The following is a 24,192-nucleotide window of genomic DNA, read 5'->3' as shown; positions in this document are numbered from 1 at the left end:
GCGATACTTTTTTCCGTTTACTTTTAAAAATCAAGTTTTAAGTTGAGAGCAACCGTTCTCGTTTCAGGGAAAGAGAACATCTCATAACCCACGGCATTGCCAGTTCCGAAAGATGATTCAGGAGAAATATTCCTGGTATTTCGCATCAGGTAAGCCAGGTTATTGGCCACCAAGCTGACCGATAATTTTTTAAATGGAGAAGTTTTTAAGAAATCATTGCTGAACTGGTAACCAACGGAGACCTGCTTCAGACGAATAAAAGAAGCATCATCTACGAAAGCCTCATTGATGCGGGCCAAACGGTCCCAATACTTCTGAGGATCCACAGGGTATTCTCCTTCAACACCATTCTTTACGCCTTCTACCATATAGCCATCATTAGGAGCCACACCGGTAACCTGTGAAATCTCCTTGGCTTTTTCCCACTCGTCGCGCCCCTCTTCGGTAAACGCGAGTGTTCCGTAAAGACCGCCACGCATATTGGTCATAGAAAAGATGTCATGCCCCAGTTTGGAGTCAATCTGGAAGTTCAGGAAAGCGCCCTTGTAGCGAAGACCCGATTTAAGTCCGAGTAACCAGTCGGGGTAAGCATTACCAATGGTTTGTTCGGTATCAATGGCTCCCTCTTCTGTAGTCTTCAGCATTGGCAGATTCTCATCATCGAGCATAATCCGGCCCGATTCGTCGCGGGCATATGCACTCCCCAGCATAATACCAACAGGATCTCCTTTGCGGGCAGCGATAATCACACCGCCGGCACCACCAAGATTCAGCACATCTACCTCATCGTCCAGTTCTTCAACCTCACTCCACTGGCGGGTAATGTTGGCGCCAAGATTCCAGGTCAGATCGGCATTTTTAATAACATCGCCCGAGATACTCAATTCCACACCTGAGTTATTGATATAACCTGCATTCACAATTCCCGAGTTATAACCTGAGGAGGGCGCCATAGGGGCTTTAAAGATCTGATCCTCAGTGCCCGACTGATAAACAGCCGCATCAATGCTTAAACGATTATCAAATAAAGAAGCATTGATACCCACCTCCTTTGAAATGGTTAACTCACTCTTAAGGTCTTTCTCAGGACGAACACCGGGAACGAAGCCATAGGGCAACCCATGGAACTGATTGGCATTGGTACCATAATTCATATATCTGTAAGAAGCGTATTGCCCCCCATTACCAACACTGGCCCATGATCCACGGATTTTTAGAAAGTTAACCCAGTCCGGCATTGTTAAAGATTCACTTGCAATCCAGCTGGCACTAACCGAAGGATACAAGTAAGACCAGTTTTCGGGAGAGAGAACAGAAGTCCAGTCGTTACGAAGAGTCACATCTAAAAACAACTTACTTGCATAATCAAAAGAAAACAAGCCATATAAAGACTGGATTTCTCTTTCTGAAATGCCTTCAGAAGTAACAGGGTTCATAAAGTTCTGAATCACATAGGGTCCCACTTCATTGATAAGCCCGGACTCAGAAGTTGAAGCAACACTTTTATAGGTATTACGCATCAGGTTTCCGCCCAATGATCCATTGGCCCTAAACTGTCCCCAGGATTGTTCGGCATTCAAAAGAAAATCGTAGTTTTCTTCCCTTACCTCCAATCTGGTATCATTGATGGTAGCTTTACCGTCGGCTTTATAATAAGTATTGTGGGCAGTTATCCTTTTCCGGTTTTCGGAGTAATAGTCGACACCGGCTTTTCCTTTAAACTCTAACTTGAACCCCAGATTCAGGAGTTCTTTGAAGTCAATGGAAGCTTCAGCAAATCCAATTAACCGGTTACGGCTGTCTTCATTCCTGTTTTCATTGATGGCCCAGTATGGATTCTGAAGCAGCGGAGAACTTGCAAATTCGGGAGGGGCATTGCGCCAGGCAATGGTTCCGTCATTATTTCTTTGGTACTGACTGGTCCATACAACCGGATATCCATCTACAGTGCGATAAGGCTTCAACTGGTCGAATCCAACCGAGCGAGGCATAACAGTCATCAGATACACAGGATTATCAGGGGACCCTGCCAGGTTGGGACGATTCTCAGCCTCGGTATATACATAATTCAGTTTGGTATCCAACTTAAAATATTCGGCTGGTTTGGTATCGAACCGAATGGTGAAAGAACTTTTATCGTAAGTACTTCCAGGCTGAAGGTTTTCATTATTCATCTGACTGGCAGAAAAATAAACACCATTTTTTTCATTACGGTTATTCAAGCTTACCGTATTGGTTAAAGTAGTTCCCGTTTGAAAAAATGTATCATATGGATGCTCTGCAGGAGAACGGAGTTGCTGTTCTTCATTCAAAAAGTTGGTAACACTTTGTCCATTCATTTTAGCCCCCCAGCTTCTGTAGCTTAAGGGCTCAAATTTACCAGCCGCACCCTGAGAGTAGTTATTCTGAAAATCGGGCTTTATAAGCGGATTCGCAATTTCGTATGACGAGCTAACAGAAATACCAAGACCTTTTTGCTCCGATCCACTTTTGGTAGTAATCATGATCACCCCGTTTTGTCCACGGGCACCATACAAGGCAGCAGCGGCTCCACCTTTAAGGACAGAAATGGATTCAATATCAGAAGGATTGATATTATTGGCCGCATTACCATAATCAAAACCACCCCATTCGGTTCCGGATGCACCTCCTGAATTATCCATGGGTACACCATCCACCACGTAAAGAGGATCATTGGATCCGGTCAATGAATTAACCCCGCGAATCAGAACCTTGGTAGATCCTGCAGGACCATTACCGGAGCCGGAGATGTTTAGCCCGGAGACTTTTCCACTCAAGCCGGACAACGGAGCAATACCCGAAGCATCTTCCATTTCTTCACCACCAACCTGCTGGACAGCGTAACCCAGAGCCTTGGCATCACGCTTTATTCCAAGAGCGGTAACCACGACTTCATCCAGATCGGTGACGGTGGGTTGCAATACCACATCGTAAAAAGCCCTTCCATCCAGGGGAAGCTCAACACTTTCAAAACCGATGAAGCTAAATGTTAAAACTTCTGCTGTTTCCGGAACATTTAACTCAAAGTTGCCATTCATATCTGTAATGGTACCTGCCGAAGTACCCCTGGCAACCACACTGGCCCCTGGTAAAGGGCCACCTTTTTCATCAACAACTTTCCCCCTTACAACGGTTTCCTGACCGAAAACCGATAAAGAGAAAATACTTAAAACCAAAATCACTAAAAAACTTGCCTTCATTACGGTTTGATTTTTATGAATTAATCAACAAAGCGTTCTTTTTAAAAAATTCTCACCAAAGAATGTTTTCATTATTTTATTTTCTTTCTGCAAATCTATTTCTTAAAATTTTTATTAACAAGTTTTTTTAATACTTTTTTACATGAAAAGATTAATCACCTACCTCCAGGCCGCAGCTTAAGCGTCAGGCAGCCTCTACTTTTTCATACGGTAAATAAAGAACAGGAAACAGCAATCAGAAAATATTTAAGAAGCAGAAAGCAAAAGAAAAGTCCGCACTTATTGAGAAGCAACGGACTTATTAAGAAATAATCACTAAAAGCCAGATTGGTTTTTAATTTTTTTTATTTACTTTTTCATGAGTAGCCTCATCAACCAAATAGACAATCGACTTATAGGAAACACCGCTGTGCAATGATAAACCTATTTCGCAGGTACGACTGGTGGAATAACCACTCTCAACACCATCGGGCAATTGACGCTTCAGCGGTTTAAGCGCCGAGGCATTCAGCTCGGGATGAGTAAATCCACGGTCACCGGCCCAGCCACAACACCCCACTTCATCAGGGACAACCACCTCTTCGGCACACATAGGAGCTACCAGAAGTAATTCATATTTCGGCACCAACCTGAAACCAAAACAAGCAGCTTATATGCCATATTGTTCACTTACTAAAAACTAATTTTGCCAGGATTGCCTAAAACAACGCTCAATTCTTTGATTAAGGGGATTTTTTCTTCACCGAATCATCTCACCACTAATGACAGACAACAACTCTTCGTCATAATCCCCAAAATATTCCCAAAACATCACACCTTTTAGATTATTGTCTTTAACAAAACCACATTTCAAATGCAATGACCGCGGATTTTCATAGGTTATAAAAATCCGTTCTTCTTCATTAAACAAATAGGGCGCTTTCGCTGAATCGTCCCATCCCTGCTTGTATTTAGAATCACTTAAATAATTTGTCTTCAAATTGCGATAAGAAAGGTTAACATTAGACAGACCGTCCCCTGATTGCCCGATGCCATCATTAACTTTTGTGCAATTTCTCCATCCTCTGCCGTAAAATGGAACTCCAACAACCATTTTCTCTGCTGGCACGCCCACTTTAATAAACCTTGATACGGTTTCCGACACAGAATTTCCCAACTCATAATATTCAGACGGATATAAATTGGCATGATGACGGACAGCGTCATCCCACTCTCCGGCAAAGTCATAAGTCATAAGATTAACCATGTCCAGATATTGAGAAGCCTCCTGCATATTTGTTTTTTCCAGAAAATCTGAAGAAGCAGCAGCTGCAATGGTCAACAAATAGTGCTTTGATTCATCTGCTGCATCAAGAGCGCTGCGACATTCTTTCAACAACAATGTAAAGTTCTCTTTGTCTTCAGGACGGTGAGTATTTCCTGCCCCCGGAAGTCCCGGATATTCCCAATCGATATCCAGTCCATCCAAACGATGCCTTTCAATAAACGCCAAAGCACTTTGGATAAAACGGGTCCTGCTTTCTTTTGTCAATGCCATGTCAGAAAATCCGCCGGACCACCCCCAACCACCTACCGAAACCAGTATTTTCAATGATGGATTGTCCTTTTTGAGTCGATTTAAAACCACAAAATTTGCAGAATCAGCCTCGTATCCTTCAACCATCTCCCCATCCTGAATATTTGCAAAAGCATAATTGACATGTGTGAGTTTGCCGGCGGCTATCTCATCACTTTCAAGCACCAGGTTTCCGGGAAATACATAAGCAATAACGGCTCTTGTTACTGGCTTCAAAGAAGAATCAATCGTTTTTTCTGTGGAGGAACAAGCGCTTATGGCTATTCCAATCATTAAAATAGAAAAAATTTTTTCCATCTGCATAAGATTTGACGATTAACTATAATGCCTGCCGCCAGGCAGACATATAGGAGTTTCCAAAATCCTTAATTATTTACCCGCATCAATGGCACCTCATTTCTCAATTTTAATTGAAGACCAACTCGGGCAATAATATCTGCAAGTTGAATAATAAAAAGCGTAAATTCAATGCCAACAGCGCCCTCCCAGCAGCGTACCGATCAAAAACTCCCTGTATTGTATTTTTCTGTCGCCTCATCCACCAAATAAACAATCGATTTATAGGAAATCCCACTATGGAGCGACAAACCTATTTCGCAAGTACGACTGGTACTGTAACCACTTTCCACATCATCGGGCAATTGACGCTTTAAAGGTTTAAGCGCGGAAGCATTCAGTTCGGGATGTGTAAAACCACGATCGCCGGCCCAACCACAGCAGCCCACTTCATCCGGGACAATCACTCCTTCTGCACACATCTGCGCAAGCTGAAGTAATTTGTTTTCCAGCCCCATTTTCGTACTACTGCAGGTAGTGTGTATGGCAATTTTTTTATTTAGTTTTTTAAAATGAAGCCTGTCCGGAAAGTATTTTAAGATAAACTCCACCGGTTCATAAAGATCCAACTCGGAAGAAAGCGTCTCCTTCATCCTCAATAAACAGGGACTCATATCGCAATAAACCGGATATTTCCCGCTTTGGGAAGCTTTTAGCAATGCCTGATCAAGTTCTTTGGCCTTTCGCAGTCCCTGCTCTTTAAAACCTTTACTATCGAAAGCCATTCCGCAGCAAAGATTCTTCAAGCCCTCAGGGAAAACCACGTTAAACCCGGCTTTCTCGAGCAATTGCCGGGTCTTTTCCACCACTGCCATCTCTTTGCCATAATCGGCAGACTTACCCATGGTACGATTGATACAAGTGGGGAAATAAACCACTGTATCCTTCCCGGAGCCCTGCCCATTTGACTCATACACTGAATAAGATGGCCCTCCATGCGGCATATTCGGATTCCACAAAGGAATGCGATGCCCCGACACTTTAAACAAAAAACTAGAGACACCAGACATAACCTTAGTCCCCAAAACCCTATGAGCACCTCCAACAACTCCCAGAACAAATCTTCCTGACAAAGTAACCGAACTCATATGATTTGCAATCCAGGAGGCAACCTTGTTGCCCGTAGAAGAATTGCCATCAAACCGGAGATCTTTGATTAATTTCCCGGTGTTTATATCCACAGGACATGCCAACTCACAAAGGCCATCGGTAGCACACGTGGCATCGCCATCATAGTTATATCTCTTTTTAAGCTCCGAAAGTCTGTCTTTGTCGTTGCCCTCCAAGGACAATCGATGCATTTCGCGATAGGCCACAATGCGTTGTCTGGGCGTAAGTGTAATCCCACGGGAGGGACAATTGATTTCACAAAATCCACACTCTATACAGTTGTCTATTAAATCATGAGCAACAGGAAGAGGTTTCAGATTTTTTAGATGAATCTCCGGATCGTCATTTATTATGACTCCGGGATTAAGTATTCCACGAGGATCAATCACATCCTTAATCTTTTTCATCAGATCATAAATCTCCTCACCCCATTCCTCTCTCACAAAAGGAGCCATATTACGTCCGGTACCGTGCTCGGCTTTCAAACTTCCGTCATATTTGTGAACCACCAACTTCACCAAAGCCTCCATAAATTTGCGGTACGTCTCAACACCAGATCGCTTGTTGAAATCAGGCATCATAACAAAATGGATATTGCCATCCAACAAATGCCCCCAAATCACATACCCCACATACCCGAACTCCTCTATGAGTTTTTTAAGATCTACCAAAGCATCACCCAAAACCTCTGCCCTGAAAGCCAAATCTTCGATAATACAAGCCGTACCTTTGGGGCGCGATGCCGCAGCAGAAGTAAAAAGCCCCTTGCGAACTTTCCACAGCTTGTTATACTCATCTTTATCAGTTGTAAATTCCACCGGATAAACCGTATCAAAAAAGTTCAGCGCCTCCTCAATTTCTTTCATCCGGGTGTAGAGCAAATCTTCCTCTTCCGCAGATGTTTCAATCAACAAAGCAACAACTTCTTCATCCAGAGTTTTAAGCACCGGAGGCATCCCTGACTTATTTTCAACTGAGCGCAAAGCATTCCGATCCATCAGTTCGGCAGCACTTACACTGCAGCCCCGCAATGGTAAAATAGCCTCACAAGCCGATTTGATATTTTTAAAAAATACCATGGAAGTAGCTTTTAAGCCATATTCTCTGACTGTTTTAAAGCTTACTTCAGAAATAAAGCCCAAAGTTCCCTCCGACCCAATCATCAGATGCTGAAGAACATCAATGGGATCTTCAAAGTCAATGAGAGAATTCACACCATATCCACACGTATTTTTTAACTCAAATTTATGCTGGATTTTCTTCCTGACTCCTTCATTTGATCTAGCAGATTTACTAAGATCCTTTAACTGACTCAACATGCCGGAGTGAGTTTTCTCAAAGCTTCTCCGCGATTCGGAATCGCCGGTGTCAAGCACTGTGCCATCAGCCAAAACGATGCGCATGCTCTCCACCGTATTGTAACTATTATAACGAATACCATAACTTGCCCCACTGGCGTTATTGGAAACAATGCCCCCGATACGGGCCGAATTGATTGAAGCCGGACTTGGCCCCAGCTTACGGCCATAGGATGTTAAACGAGCATTTGCAAGTCCTCCGGAAATTCCGCTTTGAAACCTTGCATATTGCCCGTCCTGCGAAATTGTAAAATCCGAAAAACCGTCACCGGTATCTATGAGTACTGAGTTGGTTATGGTTTGTCCGCTTAAACTGGTACCTCCTGATTTAAAGGTGACAGGAATTTCAAAAAATGAACAAAGCTCAAGCACACGCACCATTTCTTTTTCCGATTCGACCCGTAAAACCATTTCAGGTATAAGCCTATAAAAACCAGCATCAGTGCCTTTGGCAAGAGTATAAAGTGTGTCAGTAAAAATTCTGGAATCCGGCAATATTAACTTTAACTGTTGCCAGAACTTTTTAGAATTAATATTTCTGCGTCCCATAGATTCTTCAAAAAATAAATACCGGGCAAGAGATAAAACCCGGAACAACATTTAACTACAAACTTCAATAAACAATCAATACAAAAATTACAAGGTTAATACACGTTCTTTTATTAAACCCTCTTTGATGTGGTTAATAAAAAATCATCCCTAAAGTTATAATACTTATTACATATTACATCTAAATAACTTCACTTTTTTAATCTTAAGTATCCAGAAAACAAAAAGAGCTGCCCCTAAAGACAGCTCCTCAAAAAAAATGTTTCAACGTCACTTAGCCCACCAAATTTTTGTGTCCTGGACATCAGGTCCCTGACGACCAATAGCAACCTGCAAATTGTCTAAGTTTCTTGAATAAGCGTTGGTTCCATAACGCATGCGCTGCGGATAATGTCCCGAGATATCACCAAAGCCAAATATATCGGGATCTGAGACTCCGTCAGCCAAACTTGCCGGATAGCCCAAATCTCTGACTACTGCCCAGGCATGGAAGCCTTCGGTGTAGTATGCGAGCCAACGCTGAACGGCGATTTTCTCCAAATCATTGGTGCCATCCAAAGTAGCCATTGATGAATTAGCGATAAAATCATCGATCTCAGCAGGATCAACATTCCACAACAGCATGGCCTGACGCAATCCCATTTGGTAATGTGCATTGGCATCACCCGAGCCAACTCCACGAGCAATCGCCTCAGCCTGAAGAAAATGAGACTCAGCAGCGGTCATCACTATTTCCGGCGCAATAGGCTCATCTTCACCTTTATTCTGAATAATATACTCGGCTGGTTTACTGAACAAGTCATACCTGGCATAGTTGGACATCTCTCCTCTTAATCGCACGGGTTGCCCCACATAATAAGTAAGGGAATCCATGGCAATAACAGATTCTCCATTTTCATTTGTGGCTTCAGTATAAACAGCACCGGCAGCATCAAGAGCTGATAAAATAAAGTTTTTCCGCTTCAAATACAAAGCCTCGTCATCACTATCGGGCCATGGAATAGTAACTTCACCACCTACGGCTGGCTGGGCATACTTCGAAAGCCTCGGATCACCATAATCCTGAAGATAACTAATCACTTCCTGACTAACGGTCCAATCCGATCCTGCTCCGAAATTATACCAAACATCTCCATAAGCAGCACTGTTCCATTGACTTATTTCAATATCCTTTAACACAAGCGCATTATCCCCTTCATCTGCAAGCAAAGGGGCAGACAATGCTTCATCAATTGCAGTTTGAGCAAAGTCAGCGCCGGGAGCGCCAAGCGCCTTGAGCGCGATGCGTAATTTAATGGTATTGGCCAGATTTTTCCATTTTTGAAGATCACCACCATAAAACAAATCATTCTCGCCCAGATCTTCATCAGCTTCTCCTGTACTTGTAGCGTCACCAATAGCATCCATCGCAGCATCCAGATCATTGATTATTCCCTGATAGATGGACTGATGTGTGTCAAACTTTGGCAATAAAATATCCAATTGGCCCGTTTCGGAATAGGGAATTTCTCCAAAGGTATCGGAGAAATACTCATAGAAAAGACTTTTTAAAACCAAAGCTGTGGCATGCGCCAATGGGTTTTCACGATCGCCTCCCTCACCTGTTACCTGTAGATAAGTAACAATCGTTCCGGTATAACCTTCGAAATAATCCCATGCTGCATCGGTATAACCACCATTATAGCTATAGCCCAATTCATCAGACCACCAGGAAGATGAGTGACCTAAGCAAAAATGACCTGCATATCTGTCGGCATGAATCAAGTGCGCTCTCCAATAGGGGTACCGATCGGGAGCCATCAGCTTAACCTGACTCTTGGTAATAAAATACCGCGCTGAAATATCATCTCCACTAATGGCAGATGGATTTTGGTTAATTTCAGTAAAATCATCTGTACAACGAGGAAGTGTAACAAAGGCCAAAATCCCGATTAATATGAATTTATATATTTTCATAATTAATTATTTTAAGCACGATTAAAACTTAAGATTAACATTGAATCCAAAACTTCTGCTTGATGGCAGCGGATTATAGAGGATACCTTGAGAGAAACTACTGGTACTGTAACTCAATTCGGGATCAAAGTTGTCAACCTCTTTGAAAAGGAAGAAAAGATTCCGGGCTACCACCCCAACGGAAGCTGACTTAACAAAGCCATTTCCCAACAGAGTGTTTGGCACATTCCAAACCAGAGAGGCTTCTCTCAGTCTTATATTTGTCTGATCATAGACATACTCCGAGCCAATGCCAGAAACACTGCCCCAGTACTGCTGTGCAGTAATTCTGGAATCATTAGCTACATAACTACCACCTTCCTGTTCAACAACAGCATCTAAAACCACCCCATCTTCACGATACTTCAGGGTGCGCTCGCTAACACCACTTGCATCAAGCGAAGCATCTGTTCCTGAATAAACCTCTCCTCCTATGCGGGCATCAATTAAAAACCTGAGCGTAATATCTCTGTATTTCAAAGTATTTGTCAATCCACCAACCCAATCAGGCTGATAATTTCCAAGTTTCACTTTTTCGGTAGTGGCTCTTGGACGACCGATCTCGTCAACAACAAGTTCACCATCATCATTTCTCAGCCAATCAGTTCCGTAAATATCACCAAATCCACCACCAACCGTTCCCTGAACGATAATATTTCCACTGTTGGTTTCACCGAAAGGATAAGTTTCTGTCCCTGGAATCAACTCATTGAGTTCATTTTTATTTGTGGAAAAATTAACCGATAAGTCCCACGAGAAATCAGGAAGATCCAACGGTGTACCTCCCAACAAAATCTCAAAACCTCTGTTTTCAATTTCACCCACATTGCTAACACGGGAAGAGTATCCTGTTGATGCTGAAATAGGAACAGCGAAAATCAAATCCCGGGATTTGATATCATAAAAACTAAAATCGGTATATAGTCTATTATTAAAAAACCTGAATTCGCCTCCAAATTCAAGAGAGGTAACTTCTTCCGGCCGAAGGTCAGCATTATTTTTCTGACTGCTTCGGCTCATGGTTGTGAGCCCAAGATAAGAACCAGAAGCATCATCAATATAGTATATATCATTCAGCATATACGGATCGGTGTCGTTACCTACCTGCGCCCAGCTTAAACGAAGCTTCGAATAGGTAAGTGCAGGTGTTCCTATATCCAGGAGTTCATTTAATAATACAGAGGCACCAAGTGATGGATAAGAATAAGAACGACTGTCCTCAGGTAAGCTGGAAGACCAGTCATTTCGAAGTGATCCCTCGAGATAAAACCAGTTATCAAAACCAAAACTGGCAGTACCATAAAGCGAATTAATCTTCTTCTTACTTAATGGAGAATATCCATAAAAGACCTGCTCAGAAATGGAAACAGGGGGACCCTCAGGAATCCGGAAATCTTCCCCGTTGATCCGCATACTCCTGTTATCTGTGTACATATGATTTCCACCAAAAGTAGCACTCAGGTTAATATAATCTGAAACATCATGGTCGAACATAAATAAAAAGTCGGCATTGGTTTCACTGGTTTGGTATTGATTATAGCTAAAGCGTCCCCGATCATAATACCAGTGTCCGTATGCCTCAAGGTTTTCAATATTTTGTTTTACGAAATCGGATCCAACTCTGACGAAAGCTGATAGCCAATCAGTAAACTCATATTGAACTTTAACAAATCCTGTAAAACGATTCCTCCAGTCTTCCCGGCGATCGTTGTACATCATCCAGTATGGATTGGCCCCCAGAGAAGAATGAGAAATCGCACCCAATGTTTCCGGATTCTGATAGTCACGATAATCGTCTATTGCAGCATTCCTCGGGATGGAATACACATAAGCCATAACCCCTTCAGTACCCAGTTTGGGTCGGTTTTCCCCATGCTGATGGAAATAAGTAGCTTTGGCATCAATGGTCAATTTATTCCCCATTTTGGCAAAACCTCTAAGATTGAAATTATGACGATCGATGCCGGAATTGGGCAATATAGAACTGGAATGTGTGTTCGTATAGGAAAACCTGACATTAGCATTTTCTTCCCCTCCTTCGAGGGCGAGGCTGGTAATAAGTGTCTGTCCGGTTTCAAAGAAATCTTCAACATTAGAAGGCTGGGCAGTATAAGGTTTAGTATCCCCGGTCCAGTACAGCTTTTGTGAACCATCAAACAAAGGTCCCCAACTACCACCAGCTTCTTTTAAATCAGCAAGGGTTTCAGGCACATAACCCTGTGTTCCCTGTCCATATTTATTTTGATATTCGGGCAAAACCATTGGTCTTTCGAAAGTCAAACTTGATGAAACGGTAACACCAAGCCCTTTTTGAGCAGAACCCCTTTTGGTCGTAATTAAAATTACACCGTTGGCAGCCCTGCTACCATAAAGAGCCGCTGCATTTGGTCCCTTCAATACTGAAATGGATGCCACATCGTCCGGGTTAATATCAGAAATTCCAGTACCATAATCTGTTTTTGAATAGGATCCCACATCATTGGAATTTGCGGTTCCATAACCTGAGTTGTCAATGGGAACCCCATCTACTACGTAAAGAGGCTGGTTGTTTTGCGAAAGTGAATTATTGCCACGGATAACAACACGGGACCCTCCTCCCGGACCAAACGCACCCTGCGTAATAGTAACACCCGCAACCTTACCGGCCAGAGAATTCATAACGTTTGTTTCTTTTACGGTGGACACTTCATCGCTTTGAACCTCTGTAACAGTATAACCCAGAGATTTCTTTTCACGCGAAAGCCCCAATGCAGTTACAACCACCTCGTCTACGTCAAATACAGCAGGTTCCAACTGAACATTGTAAGTGCCTGATGTGCCGGGAACAATTTCCTGCGTCGCAAATCCTATAAACGAAAAAACAATGGTTGCTTCTTCGGAAGCACTTAATGAAAACCGACCATCCAAATCGGTAATGGTTCCATTGGTGGTACCTTTTTCAACAACCGAAACCCCGGGAATAGCTTCTCCATTGGCACTCTCGGTTACTACACCTGAAATTTCAATTTGCTGGGCAGCAATAAATCCGGCATACAACAATAAAAGCGTTGTGATGAGCCATTTTTTCAAAAAAAGCTTCTTTTTCATAAACCTGATTATTTAAGTTAAAAAAATGCAATAGTCAATTTAAGCCTTTTATCAGATATATGCCTTTTTTATTTAACTTTTATTTGTCTTACAACTACTTTTTTAACAAACTGAATTGGTTTGGCCTTACTCAAGGTCTTACACTTACAAAACGCCACAACCTTCATTAAAATAGGAAGAAGCAGGAAAGAAAATTTGACAACAGGAGAAAAAAGGGAATATTAAAATCCATAAAAATTTAAAATGCAACACGTCTGCAAATGGCACAGCATGCTAATATGCCTCCTCCAGGGCATCATATAAGATTTGCTGAACTGAGGTGCGAACATTGAGATCGTAAAGCGCAACATTCTCTCTGGTTGGAAAAACTCTGTTTGAAAGAAATATATACAACACCCGGGACGCAGGATCCATCCATACAAAAGTACCTGTAAAACCACTGTGCCCGAAACTCGATTGAGACGCCCCGCGAGCCGGGTATGCCGCATCAGAATCTGTTTCCTTGTTATCTAATAAAGGTTTATCAAACCCCAGTCCTCTTCGGTTTTCATTTTCAGGATACTGGACAGCTATAAACTCCTCAACAACAGAATGCGGAATAATCTGTTGGCCGCCATATTGGCCCATATTGAGATACATTTGCATCAACTTGCCCAAATCATTGGCATTGCCAAACAACCCGGCATTACCACTCACACCTCCCAAAACAGCGGCAGCCTCATCATGCACCCGCCCGTGAACCTGACTCTCGCGATAAAAAAGATCTACCTCGGTGGGTGGGATATTCCGTTGAGAAAAACCCTTATTTAATGGATTATATACAAGCCTTGTAGCCCCCAAAGGTCTGTAAACCTCTGAATAGAGAAGTTCTTCGTAAGAAATCCCGGTCATTTGAGAAATCATTTCAGGATAAACCAAAAAAGAGAGTCCCGAGTAACGATATTCGGCTTCAGGAAGCAGATCTGAACGCCGGATCAACCGATAAATCTTGTTTTTAAACCTTTCTTTTAAATAAAGATGCTCACCAACTTCATATGGAAACTTAGGAGAGGCTTCCAGGCGATAAAAGCGTCGTTTAAAACTGCCATCCTGTTTTGTTTCGCGCCAAAACCCCAAATAAGGCACTAACCTTGCCTGGTGCGCGAGAATTTGTCGCAATGTCAGTGTATCTTTATTGGAGCAATGAAAAAGCCTGTTCTTCCAATCTGACCAATAATCAGAGAACGGCCGGTCAAGATCAAGAACTCCGGCACCATTCAGCTGCATCAAAAGAGGTAAAGGACCGCTTATCTTTGTAACAGAGGCTAAATCATACAAATCGGCATTTTGAACCTTCTGTTTTTTATCATAGGTATGGTACCCATAAGATTTCCGGAGAATGACTTTTCCATTCACAGCCATCAGAATCTGACAGCCGGGGAACGCCTTCTGCCCAATGGCCTGGTTCACCACACTATCAATTCGTTCATTCAAACGATCTCCGTTCAGTCCCAACGAATCGGGTTGCGTATATTCAAAGCGAAGTCCTCCCTGAGTCTCTATTCCATGTCCTTTAGCATACATCCCGGGAATCTCCTTTTGCAATTTACCCTGAATGCCAATACCTCCAAAAAGTGCCTGAGCGGCATGATCCTGGCATATGGAATCGTTCTTTTCACTCAGCAACAAAACCTCTGCGGAAGACAAGCCGTCCCATTCTCCAAGATCTTCCGGACTGCCAAAAAAGACGACCACTGTCGGATGCTCTTTAACGAAATCTGTAACCGAACTCCTCAGGGATGCATCATCACAATCAGAATTAATTCCCAGAACCAACCGTTTCTTTTTATTTTCGGATTCACGAAGTAATCTCTTCTCCAGGATACTGTCCAACGGAAAAGAGTCCACGTCCATTTCCTGATAATCTCGCATCCGATCACCGAAATAACTCAGTTCCCCTGCAATAAAACAGGAAAACCAACTTTCTTCCAACCCTGTAAATGGAATAATTTCATCCTTGTTTTTAAGTAAAACTAGTTGATAAACAGATTCAGGTATGGAGTCATTCTTCTCTTCAATAACGATGGTGTCATTCAATGAGAGCAAATTCCCGGAAAAATATAAAAAAACAAAAATCAGAAGAAGAAGCCGTTTCATCGCAGAAGTATTAAAAAAATAAACCAATACAGGTGGCTATTCCGCATAAAGCAGATATGGCCTTCGCTGCTTTTTAAATTGTTCAACATCGTCTTTCCACATGGCCTTAATTTCTTCGGCCGAATTCCCCTTTATAATCATTTGTCGAACATAATCGACACCGATAAGTTTTTCGAAAAAGGAACGAAAGAAATGGCTGCCCATATTCAAATTGTTGTATGCATCAATAACATACGACAAATCTATTCCCTTCTTAAAAATTTCCTCATCGGATAAATCCGAAAGATCCACCCCAAAACATTTTTTATCCAGCTGCGGCGGATTTTTAGCCCCCGGCACACTTCTGGGTGTGAAGCTAAAATCATACCCCTTCATATTGGGATGTCCGTAAACCTGGAAAGGCTTGGGAGTCCCGCGTCCTAAGCTGACAGGGGTAGCTTCAAAATAACAGGTCGAAGGATAAAGATAAATAGATTTCATATTGGGAAGATTGGGTGATGGCGCAACTGGCAACTCATAGAGCGTTTGGTGGGTATAGTTATCGCAGGCAATGACTTCCAGTTCGCATTCCCGATTTTCAGGCAACCATTTCTCACCATTTACCATACGCGCAATTTCCCCTAAAGTCATACCATGCACAACAGGTATAGGCAACCAGCCGACACCTGACTTATGTTTCATATCCAGGATTGGTCCATCCACATAATGACCGTTCGGATTTGGCCGGTCAAGAACAATCATCTTTTTTTCATTTCTGGCGCATACATCCATCAATTTCACCATGGTAACATAGTAGGTATAAAATCGAAGTCCTACATCCTGAATATCAACCAGCAAGACATCGAATCCATCCAAAATCTCCTGATTGACATCTCCCTTATTTCCCCCATACAAAGAAAAAATGGGAAGACCGGTTTTTTTATCCACAGAATTGGCCACATGCTCTCCTGCATCAGCTGTTCCTCTGAAACCGTGCTCGGGAGCAAAAATCCCCATTACATCAAATTTATTCTTCAATAAAAAATCAACCAGATGCTCATCTCCGACCAATCCGGTGTGATTGGAAAATACTGCAATTCGTTGATCTTGCAGGAGCGGAAAATATTCTGAAGTGCGCTCTGAACCAACAATAACTTTTCCTGCATGAGATTTTGTCCCTGCTATAAAAAACAGGAAGAGCAACAAACAAACACCTATTCGTCTCATAATATATCAATTAACACTTTTCCCCACTAAAAATCAATTAAGGCAGAATCCTCCAACCGAGGATTCTGCCTTAAAGATATCAATAGTAAACCCTCTACCAACCAGGATTTTGATTCAATGTCACCCCGTTCTCTTTATACAAAGCGATTTCATCAGTTGGAAGAGGATATAAATAATCCCTTTCATCATATTCTCTTAGCGCTGAAGGGTCATCCGTAGGTATGATATATCCTGCAGTTCCTTCGCGATCCAAATTGATTCCGCTCAAATCACTCAATTCAATCTGGGTATCTGCTTCGGCAACATTCTCATTGAACCAAAGAACAAAAGCTTCCTTATCAAGCCATGCACCCATATTTAATTTTGGATTCAGTGTCATATCTGCATATTCCAGCTTTTTCCATCGTCTCAAATCATCGTAACGTCTTCCTTCCCATACCATTTCAACTCTCCGTTCGCGTCTGATTTCCCAAAGCAAAGAAGAAACATCAGCATCCCTGTTAGGATCGTTGATTACCATACCATTCACAGACAAATTATTTCCATCAAAAGTAACCAAAGGCATATCCACACTTTCTCTCTTTCTCAGCTCATTAAATGAGATGTCAAAGTCATTTTGATTAAGTGAGTATTCACCCAAATCATGCAATTCGGCAGAAGCTTCGATATAATTTAGTAATACTTCACCATACCTCATCACCGGAGCATCAGTTATTGAAAGCTGTCCGGAATACTCTGTTAAATTATAATTTACAAATCTATGAGAATAATAACCTGAGGACGCAAATAGAACATCTACTCCATCCAGGTATTTACGTGATGAATCAATATTTGCATAAAGTCTTGGATCACGATTGGCCATTTCCAATGAGAAGGTCTTATCTGATTCGAATAAATCATTCTCAGCCTGTTCAATGGGCAAACCATTAGAGGAAAGATAACTATCAATCAAATCCTTGGAAGGAGCATTGCGTTGCCCATCCTGAAGCTGAAACCCCATCACAGAATGAGTTACCTCACCGGGCTCATATGCACGATAAAGAATAATTTCCGGATTTCCATCAAGGGTCTCAGATGTTGTGAGGGATAAGTAATCAGGGGCAATGGAATATCTGCCACTTTCAATTAATTCCAGGGCGGTACTACGGGCTGCAGAAAGGTACTTTGTAGCTGCAGCATTGTTCTGACCATGATATTTCTGCCAGGTTCCTTCAAACAACATAATTCTGGAGGTAAAGGCCTTTACCACATCCTGGTTTACTTTCAAGCCGGGCATTCCATCAGATACACGAACATGCTCCATGGCAAACTCCAGGTCTGCCAGAACATTATCCATTACCGTGGTACGAGCATCTCTTTGACGATAAAGTAAATCTTTCTCAGTATCATCAACCACCTGTTCAAACCAAGGTACATCGCCGAAACGCTTAACCAAACGATGATATTCCATCGCCCGGAAGAAACGTGCAACTCCCAGCCAGTGATTCTTTGATTCCTCAAGCATATCAGCATTCTCTAATCGTTCAATGATTAAATTGATCTGTCTGACATAGCTAAATGACCATCCTGCCGATGATGCAGTAGAAGGAGCATTATTAATAAAATAAGTTGCAGCTTTTTGAGCCGCATCATCTGTCCATGACGTTTCAGGGGCATCTGCCAGGGTCCAGAAATCAGAGCGGGTCCAACCACTTTCATAACCCGGGAAGAAATGGGTATAAAAAGCAAACATCCGATTACCTACATTACCTTCATCGTTCCAGAACTCCGGATTATCCACCAGAGTGTCGTTTGGCAGTCGTTCCAGATAATCATCGGAACAGGCGGCAAACAATGAAAGAATAATTCCAAATATTAATATTCTTGTCTTCATAATCAATATCGTTTTAGAAGCTAATTTGTACACCACATGAAATAGTTCTTGAATAAGGATAGCTGCGACCAAATGAAAATCCACTTGTATTTCCGTTTTTGTTTTCAGTTGATTCCGGATCTACAGGAAGATGTGCATCAGTAAATTCGAATAAGTTTTCACCACTCACATACACTCTTACCTGTTCAAAGGAAGCTCTGGATACCAGCTGACGTGGCAAAGTATATCCAAGAGTCATATTTTTACATCGAAGATATGACAAATCCAAAAGATATCTGCTTTGACGTAAAAAGTTCCTGCCGTTGCTCACCCATGAATGACTCGCCGGTCTGGGATAAAAGGCATCAGTATTTTCAGGTGTCCAGTAATCCATGAAGTGGTCATAATATGCTTCATTGTCGATAAACGACGGAATAGCAATACTCCCAATGGCCCAAATATCTCTTTGTCCCACTCCCTGGAAAAAAGTGCTAAAGTCAAAGCCTTTCCATGCCAGGTCGAGACCAAAACTATATTCATACCGTGGTCGGGTATTACCGATCACTCTCAAATCACCATGGTCGTCCAATGTATTACTTCCATAATTTATTTCTCCATCACCATTAAGATCCTGGTATTTGACATCCCCAGGTCCATACTGAAAAGCTCCTGATTCAAATAAACTTTGTGAAGCAATCCCCTCTCTCATTTCGCCATTAACAAAATCGGATTCCTGGAACAAACGATCGGTCTCATATCCCCAAATCTCTCCAAGTTCTTTGCCTTCATAATTTGAATAAATATTCTCGATACTGTTACTATACTTAACAATCTCTTCCTTAACATCTGAGAATCCGGCTCTCAAACTCATCTGTAAACCGTTAGAAAATTGGTGATTGAAATCAAGCATGATTTCATAGCCTTTTCCTTCAAGTTCTCCATAATTTCTCAATGGCGAGCTTGCGCCAAATGAAGCAGGAAGAGTTTCCCCGGGTGAATGCATATCGGTTGTGGTACGTTTATACCAATCAAAGACAACACCCATTTTATTTCTAAAGAATCGAGCATCAAGTCCAATATCTAATGTTGAAACACGTTCCCAGGTAAGACTGGGGGAAATAATTGTAGGACTTGTAATATATGGAATCTGTCCTCCATCCATAACCCACCCGGAAGATGGACTATTTGACATTGTGGAAAGGAAAGAATTCGCGGCTACATCCTGGTTACCAATAGTTCCCCATGAACCTCGTATTTTGAGATCAGACAAGACCGGATCAGTAAAATCCATAAAAGGTTCTTCTGTAACCCTCCATCCCACAGAAGCCGATGGAAAGAACGCCCACTTATCTCCCTCAGGAAATCTGGAAGAACCATCATAACGACCGTTTACTTCAACAAGGTATTTTTGCTGGAAATCATAGTTAAACCTTGCAAATGCTCCTGCAGATGCAAACTCATAGTCATAAGCATAAGTGGAGTTTCTTGCATACTCATCTCCGGTTGTAAGTTTTATGGCAGGAGTTGTTGGATCAATCAATCCGCGAGCTTCAGAATAATGACTAAAATTTCTGCGATCTTCAGCATCCATACCGGCCATTACCTTAAAATTGTGCTGATCATTCAGGTCAAATTCATAGGTTCCATAAGCTTTAAAAACATTGCTAACAGTATAACGGCTGGATTCAATTACCCTGTCATGTGTTTGTCCGTAAATGTCACCATAATTCTCGGTAGGATTGGCTGTAAACATATTATAGGCCATAATCGTACCACCATTTCGTCTCAGATTTTTATTCAACAAAGAGAAAGTATAGTCCACATTGATTGACATTCCATCAATAGGAGTAAAAATACTTCCAAGATTTAACCTTCCATAATTTTGGGTATCTGATTCATCGTTGGCATATTTCATATCTGTAACAGCAGACCTGAAAGGTTTGTCTTCATAGTCGGCATAGGGATACCATCTGGGCCAGCGCAAAAGATAATACCAGGCATCGTACAAACCAGACGTAAAACGATACGGTTGAGTTTCCGTAGATCGTGTAAGCAAAACTCCTGTTTTTACCTCCCACCAATCCCTGACCTGAGTGGTGACATTGGTACTAAAATTATAACGCTCATAAGTATCGGTATTTTCTTTCATCACTCCAGATTGCTCCAGATAACCAAAACTCACATTAAAAGTAGATTTGTCAGAGCCCCCGTTTACAGAGAAGTTATGAGATTGCTGAGGCGTCCATTTTCTGGTAAACTCTTTAAAGGGATCAAAAGAACGATAAAAATAAGTTTTTCCTCCTCTGATCTCAAAATCACGTCCCATCTGCATTTCTCCTAATTCATTCTGAGACATATGGCCATACTGTTCTTCCCAGTCCTTTATTTTGCCTAATGCCTCCTGATCCACATTATAACCTATACTGGAGATACTATTTGCACCACTTGTTCGTTCAGCGATGTCCAGTAAAACCTTAGCATTCTCGTATGCAGAAGTTTGTTCAGGCATCATAGTGGGCGTATTCCACGCAATATTATTTCTATAAGTAACCCTAACTTTGTCATCCTTACTTCCTTTTTTAGTGGTAATCAGAATAACACCCCATGTTGCTCTGGTACCATATATGGCTGCTGATGCAGCGTCTTTAAGAACTGATATTTCTGCAATATCATCAGGATTAACAAGATTCAAACTCGGGATTTCAACGTTATCGACAAGAATAAGCGGTGACGTACCTCCAGACGCATTAAGCGAACCGGTTGAACCACGTAAGCGAATTGTGGACTCAGTACCAACACCTCCTTGTTGATTGGTAATTGTCAGACCCGGAGAAATTCCCTGCAATGCTTTACCAACATCAGTAACGGGACGACTGCTAATGGCCTTTTCCACATCAATACTTGAAACAGCACCGGTCAGGTTCTCCTTCCGTTGTGAACCATAACCAACCACCACCACATCATCCAACATCATATCGCTGGGAACAAGATTAATGGTGTAATTCTCTCCTGCCTGTGCTTCAAGAATAAAATTATCATAGCCAATGAAGGAAAACCGAACATTAGCCGATTCCTGACCAAGGTCAAGCTCAAATTCTCCATCCATATTGGTAATAGTACCGCTACCGGAGCTCACAACCACTATGTTTACACCGGGAATTGGATCACTGTTTTCAGAATCCAGAACTGTCCCCGTAATGCTTTGCCCTATTGCATGGCCTGTCAACACACAGAACAGAGCTAAGAGTAACGAGATTTTTTTTGTCATCATAATCGTTGAATTAACTGATTTAAAAATTAATGAACTGTTTCTATTTGTTTACTCATGGGATGTTTAATCTTTAATATTCTGCCTTACTTAGGTTATCCAATGATTCTCCTTTTCATGAACAACTAATTTATTCATTGAAGAATTTCCGGCTTCAAACTTCTACCACTCCAATCCCGGGCCTGTCGGGTAGCACCACACGGCCATCTATCACTTTCAGGCCATCAAAAACATCATTACTGATCAGGAGATTTCCGTCCAGATCGGCCCAGTGCGCCATGGGAGAAAGTTGGGCTGCTGCGGTAACGGCACAGGATGTTTCGGTCATACAGCCCAACATCACCTTCATGCCAAGAGATTTGGCAGCTAATGCCATTTGGTGAGCAGCTCTAATACCGCCACATTTCATAAGCTTTATATTGATACCATTGTAGAGACCGTAGGCTTTACGCACATCGGCAACGGTTTGAAGTGCTTCATCGGCCACTATTGGCAACGGACTTTCAGCAGCCAACCAGGCCAGATCATCAACAGCAGTTTTGGGCATAGGTTGTTCCACAAACACAACCCCTTCTTCCTTAAGCCAGTGAATCAGTTCAAGGGCTTCATGGCGATCTTTCCAACCCTGATTGACATCCACACAAATGGGTTTGTCAGTTACCGATCTTACCGACTGAATCATTTCCCGGTCGTTGCCACCGCCCAGCTTGACTTTTAAAATATTGTAAGGAGCAGCCTCCCGGGTTTTCGCCTTTACGACTTCCGGCTTATCGATACCAATAGTGAAAGAAGTATCAGGCGTTTCGGCAGGATTCAATCCCCAAATGCGGTACCAGGGTTGTCCCATAAGTTTCCCGACCAAATCATGTAACGCAATGTCCACAGAAGCTTTGGCTGCATAATTCCCGGGAGCAATTTGTTCCACATATTGCAGGATATCCTCCATCAGAAATGGATCCTTGAAACGTGACAAATCCACTTTGGACAGGAAGTTCTTCACCGATTCATGACTCTCGCCCAGATAAGGCGGCATCGACGCTTCACCATAACCAACAATTCCGTCATATTCAATTTCGGTAAGCATTACCGGAGTGGTCGTCCGACTACCGGCAGCTACTGTAAAAACATGCTTCAATTGCAGCTCATAAGGTTTGAATTTTAAAACCATGGTCTTTCCTCTTGTTGATGTTTTTCTATTTGCCGGTTGTTGACAATTGCTTAACGCAGGTAGCACAGCAGCAGATCCGGCCAGTATGCCGGCAGTCTTAATAAAGTCTCTCCTGTTTTTTAAAAGCTTCATAAAAGGGGCATTTTAATTTACATACCAGGGATGTTTCAACATGGGGACAATTCCCTCAGCACCCTCCATCCCACTAACACGTCGAATCTGCTTCAATGTCCGGGCTCTATATTTACTAAAGTGGGTTTTGGTACTATCCAGACTGTTTATCCTGACCCTTCCGGCTTCATGGATAAATTCTGAATTACCCAAATAAATCCCAACATGAGTAATTCTCTCACTATCAGGCCGTGGAGAAAAGAATAGCAAATCACCTGTTTCAAAGGATTGCCATCCGCCATTAACCGCTACTTTTTCACCATGTCGAACCTGCAAAGAGGCATCTCTTGCAAGAATAACTCCCTGCAACTGGTAAACCGTTTTTGTAAATCCGCTGCAATCAAGCGCCCTGACTGAAGTTCCTCCCCACAAATAAGGAGTACCTAATAAATCCAGCGCATCTGCTTTAACATCATCAACATCAACGGGCAGCTTAAATACTGAGCCCTCAAAAGGAACAACCTGATCGGCATCAACCACCCCAATCTTCCCGTCGGGTGTTTCTACAACAACACCTTCGGAAGTTTCCTCCTTTACTACAAGTATATTGCCCGCTACCAGATCTCTGACAACATTATTTTTTTCAAGATTCTTAACCACAGTGCTGCGCTTAGTAACCATAATTCGCCTTGCAGTTTTCCATTCATCCCATTCATCTTCATCCATATAATGAAGTGAACCTGCCTCACACCAACCTAAATAATTATCAGGAGTTTGAACATAAGTCCAACCACCGTCTTTTTTCAGAACTTTCACCGGAGTTCCCATAAGAGCCTGGCTCAACATAGAACTGATATGAGAGGGTCCTTCACGCAAAGTCGTCACACTTAATTCGACAAGAGCATAGTTTTCAGGAACACCAAAAGGAAGAATGCGGATACTATCCTGAATTTTAAATCCCTCTTCCGTAAGTTTTGAAATCAATGCCTCTTTCAAGGAAGCGTTATCCAATTCCCCATTCAAAATATAAGTCCTACGGGCTACGCGTTCAGCCGAAACGTCAAACACCTGTTCACGAGAATCTTCAACATATGTATCCTTAAAATCTGAAACACTATTCTCCAACACCTTGTCATTTTTGCAATGCAGAAACAACAAAGAAATCAAAAGAATTATGACATTTTTTTCAACATTCATACAAGCATTTACAATTCGTTGA

General features: G+C 42.2%; 12 protein-coding genes. All 12 read right to left on the bottom strand.

Annotated elements, in window-relative coordinates; all coding sequences use genetic code 11:
* Positions 1 to 23 precede the first annotated feature (23 nt).
* Entirely contained in the window at positions 24 to 3,221 is a 3,198-nt protein-coding gene (locus BY457_RS10205; RefSeq protein ID WP_106153227.1) for a SusC/RagA family TonB-linked outer membrane protein, read from the bottom strand.
* Between the two features lie 334 nt (positions 3,222 to 3,555).
* Positions 3,556 to 3,846, bottom strand: a complete 291-nt coding sequence (locus BY457_RS10200; RefSeq protein ID WP_258176688.1) for a hypothetical protein — start codon at positions 3,844 to 3,846, stop codon at positions 3,556 to 3,558.
* Positions 3,847 to 3,960: 114 nt separating this feature from the next.
* Entirely contained in the window at positions 3,961 to 5,094 is a 1,134-nt protein-coding gene (locus tag BY457_RS10195) for a glycoside hydrolase family 18 protein (RefSeq protein ID WP_106153226.1), read from the bottom strand.
* Positions 5,095 to 5,297: 203 nt separating this feature from the next.
* On the bottom strand, positions 5,298 to 8,150 hold the full coding sequence (locus BY457_RS10190; protein ID WP_106153260.1) for an FAD-binding and (Fe-S)-binding domain-containing protein: 2,853 nt from the start codon (positions 8,148 to 8,150) through the stop codon (positions 5,298 to 5,300).
* Positions 8,151 to 8,420: 270 nt separating this feature from the next.
* The gene (locus BY457_RS10185; RefSeq protein ID WP_106153225.1) at positions 8,421 to 10,106 is read right to left on the bottom strand and encodes a SusD/RagB family nutrient-binding outer membrane lipoprotein; all 1,686 of its coding nucleotides are present in this window, start codon (positions 10,104 to 10,106) and stop codon (positions 8,421 to 8,423) included.
* A gap of 21 nt (positions 10,107 to 10,127) precedes the next feature.
* On the bottom strand, positions 10,128 to 13,232 hold the full coding sequence (locus BY457_RS10180) for a SusC/RagA family TonB-linked outer membrane protein (RefSeq protein ID WP_106153224.1): 3,105 nt from the start codon (positions 13,230 to 13,232) through the stop codon (positions 10,128 to 10,130).
* A gap of 273 nt (positions 13,233 to 13,505) precedes the next feature.
* Positions 13,506 to 15,368, bottom strand: coding sequence for a serine hydrolase (locus BY457_RS10175; protein WP_106153223.1), 1,863 nt, complete (start codon positions 15,366 to 15,368; stop codon positions 13,506 to 13,508).
* 36 nt (positions 15,369 to 15,404) lie between these two features.
* Positions 15,405 to 16,574 (bottom strand): exo-beta-N-acetylmuramidase NamZ family protein, encoded by a 1,170-nt coding sequence (locus BY457_RS10170; protein ID WP_106153222.1) that lies wholly within the window; start codon positions 16,572 to 16,574, stop codon positions 15,405 to 15,407.
* A gap of 94 nt (positions 16,575 to 16,668) precedes the next feature.
* A complete protein-coding gene (locus BY457_RS10165) occupies positions 16,669 to 18,447 on the bottom strand; it encodes a RagB/SusD family nutrient uptake outer membrane protein (RefSeq protein WP_106153221.1) in 1,779 nt (592 codons plus the stop codon).
* Between the two features lie 13 nt (positions 18,448 to 18,460).
* On the bottom strand, positions 18,461 to 21,697 hold the full coding sequence (locus tag BY457_RS10160) for a SusC/RagA family TonB-linked outer membrane protein (RefSeq protein ID WP_106153220.1): 3,237 nt from the start codon (positions 21,695 to 21,697) through the stop codon (positions 18,461 to 18,463).
* Positions 21,698 to 21,848: 151 nt separating this feature from the next.
* Positions 21,849 to 22,994, bottom strand: a complete 1,146-nt coding sequence (locus tag BY457_RS10155) for a dipeptide epimerase (protein WP_106153219.1) — start codon at positions 22,992 to 22,994, stop codon at positions 21,849 to 21,851.
* 12 nt (positions 22,995 to 23,006) lie between these two features.
* A complete protein-coding gene (locus tag BY457_RS10150) occupies positions 23,007 to 24,170 on the bottom strand; it encodes a C40 family peptidase (protein ID WP_106153218.1) in 1,164 nt (387 codons plus the stop codon).
* Between the last annotated feature and the right edge of the window lie 22 nt (positions 24,171 to 24,192).

Source organism: Marinilabilia salmonicolor (assembly GCF_003003035.1).
GTDB classification, from domain to species: domain Bacteria; phylum Bacteroidota; class Bacteroidia; order Bacteroidales; family Marinilabiliaceae; genus Marinilabilia; species Marinilabilia salmonicolor_A.
Note: the sequence above shows the minus strand (reverse complement) of the source record. Positions and strands in the feature narration are given on the sequence as shown.

What these genes read in the sequence shown, in the direction of transcription:
- BY457_RS10205 (WP_106153227.1), bottom strand. Translation starts at nt 3,221, where the DNA reads ATGAAGGCAAGTTTTTTAGTGATTTTGGTTTTAAGTATTTTCTCTTTA.
- BY457_RS10195 (WP_106153226.1), bottom strand. Translation starts at nt 5,094, where the DNA reads ATGGAAAAAATTTTTTCTATTTTAATGATTGGAATAGCCATAAGCGCT.
- BY457_RS10190 (WP_106153260.1), bottom strand. Translation starts at nt 8,150, where the DNA reads ATGGGACGCAGAAATATTAATTCTAAAAAGTTCTGGCAACAGTTAAAG.
- BY457_RS10185 (WP_106153225.1), bottom strand. Translation starts at nt 10,106, where the DNA reads ATGAAAATATATAAATTCATATTAATCGGGATTTTGGCCTTTGTTACA.
- BY457_RS10180 (WP_106153224.1), bottom strand. Translation starts at nt 13,232, where the DNA reads ATGAAAAAGAAGCTTTTTTTGAAAAAATGGCTCATCACAACGCTTTTA.
- BY457_RS10175 (WP_106153223.1), bottom strand. Translation starts at nt 15,368, where the DNA reads ATGAAACGGCTTCTTCTTCTGATTTTTGTTTTTTTATATTTTTCCGGG.
- BY457_RS10170 (WP_106153222.1), bottom strand. Translation starts at nt 16,574, where the DNA reads ATGAGACGAATAGGTGTTTGTTTGTTGCTCTTCCTGTTTTTTATAGCA.
- BY457_RS10165 (WP_106153221.1), bottom strand. Translation starts at nt 18,447, where the DNA reads ATGAAGACAAGAATATTAATATTTGGAATTATTCTTTCATTGTTTGCC.
- BY457_RS10160 (WP_106153220.1), bottom strand. Translation starts at nt 21,697, where the DNA reads ATGATGACAAAAAAAATCTCGTTACTCTTAGCTCTGTTCTGTGTGTTG.
- BY457_RS10155 (WP_106153219.1), bottom strand. Translation starts at nt 22,994, where the DNA reads ATGAAGCTTTTAAAAAACAGGAGAGACTTTATTAAGACTGCCGGCATA.
- BY457_RS10150 (WP_106153218.1), bottom strand. Translation starts at nt 24,170, where the DNA reads ATGAATGTTGAAAAAAATGTCATAATTCTTTTGATTTCTTTGTTGTTT.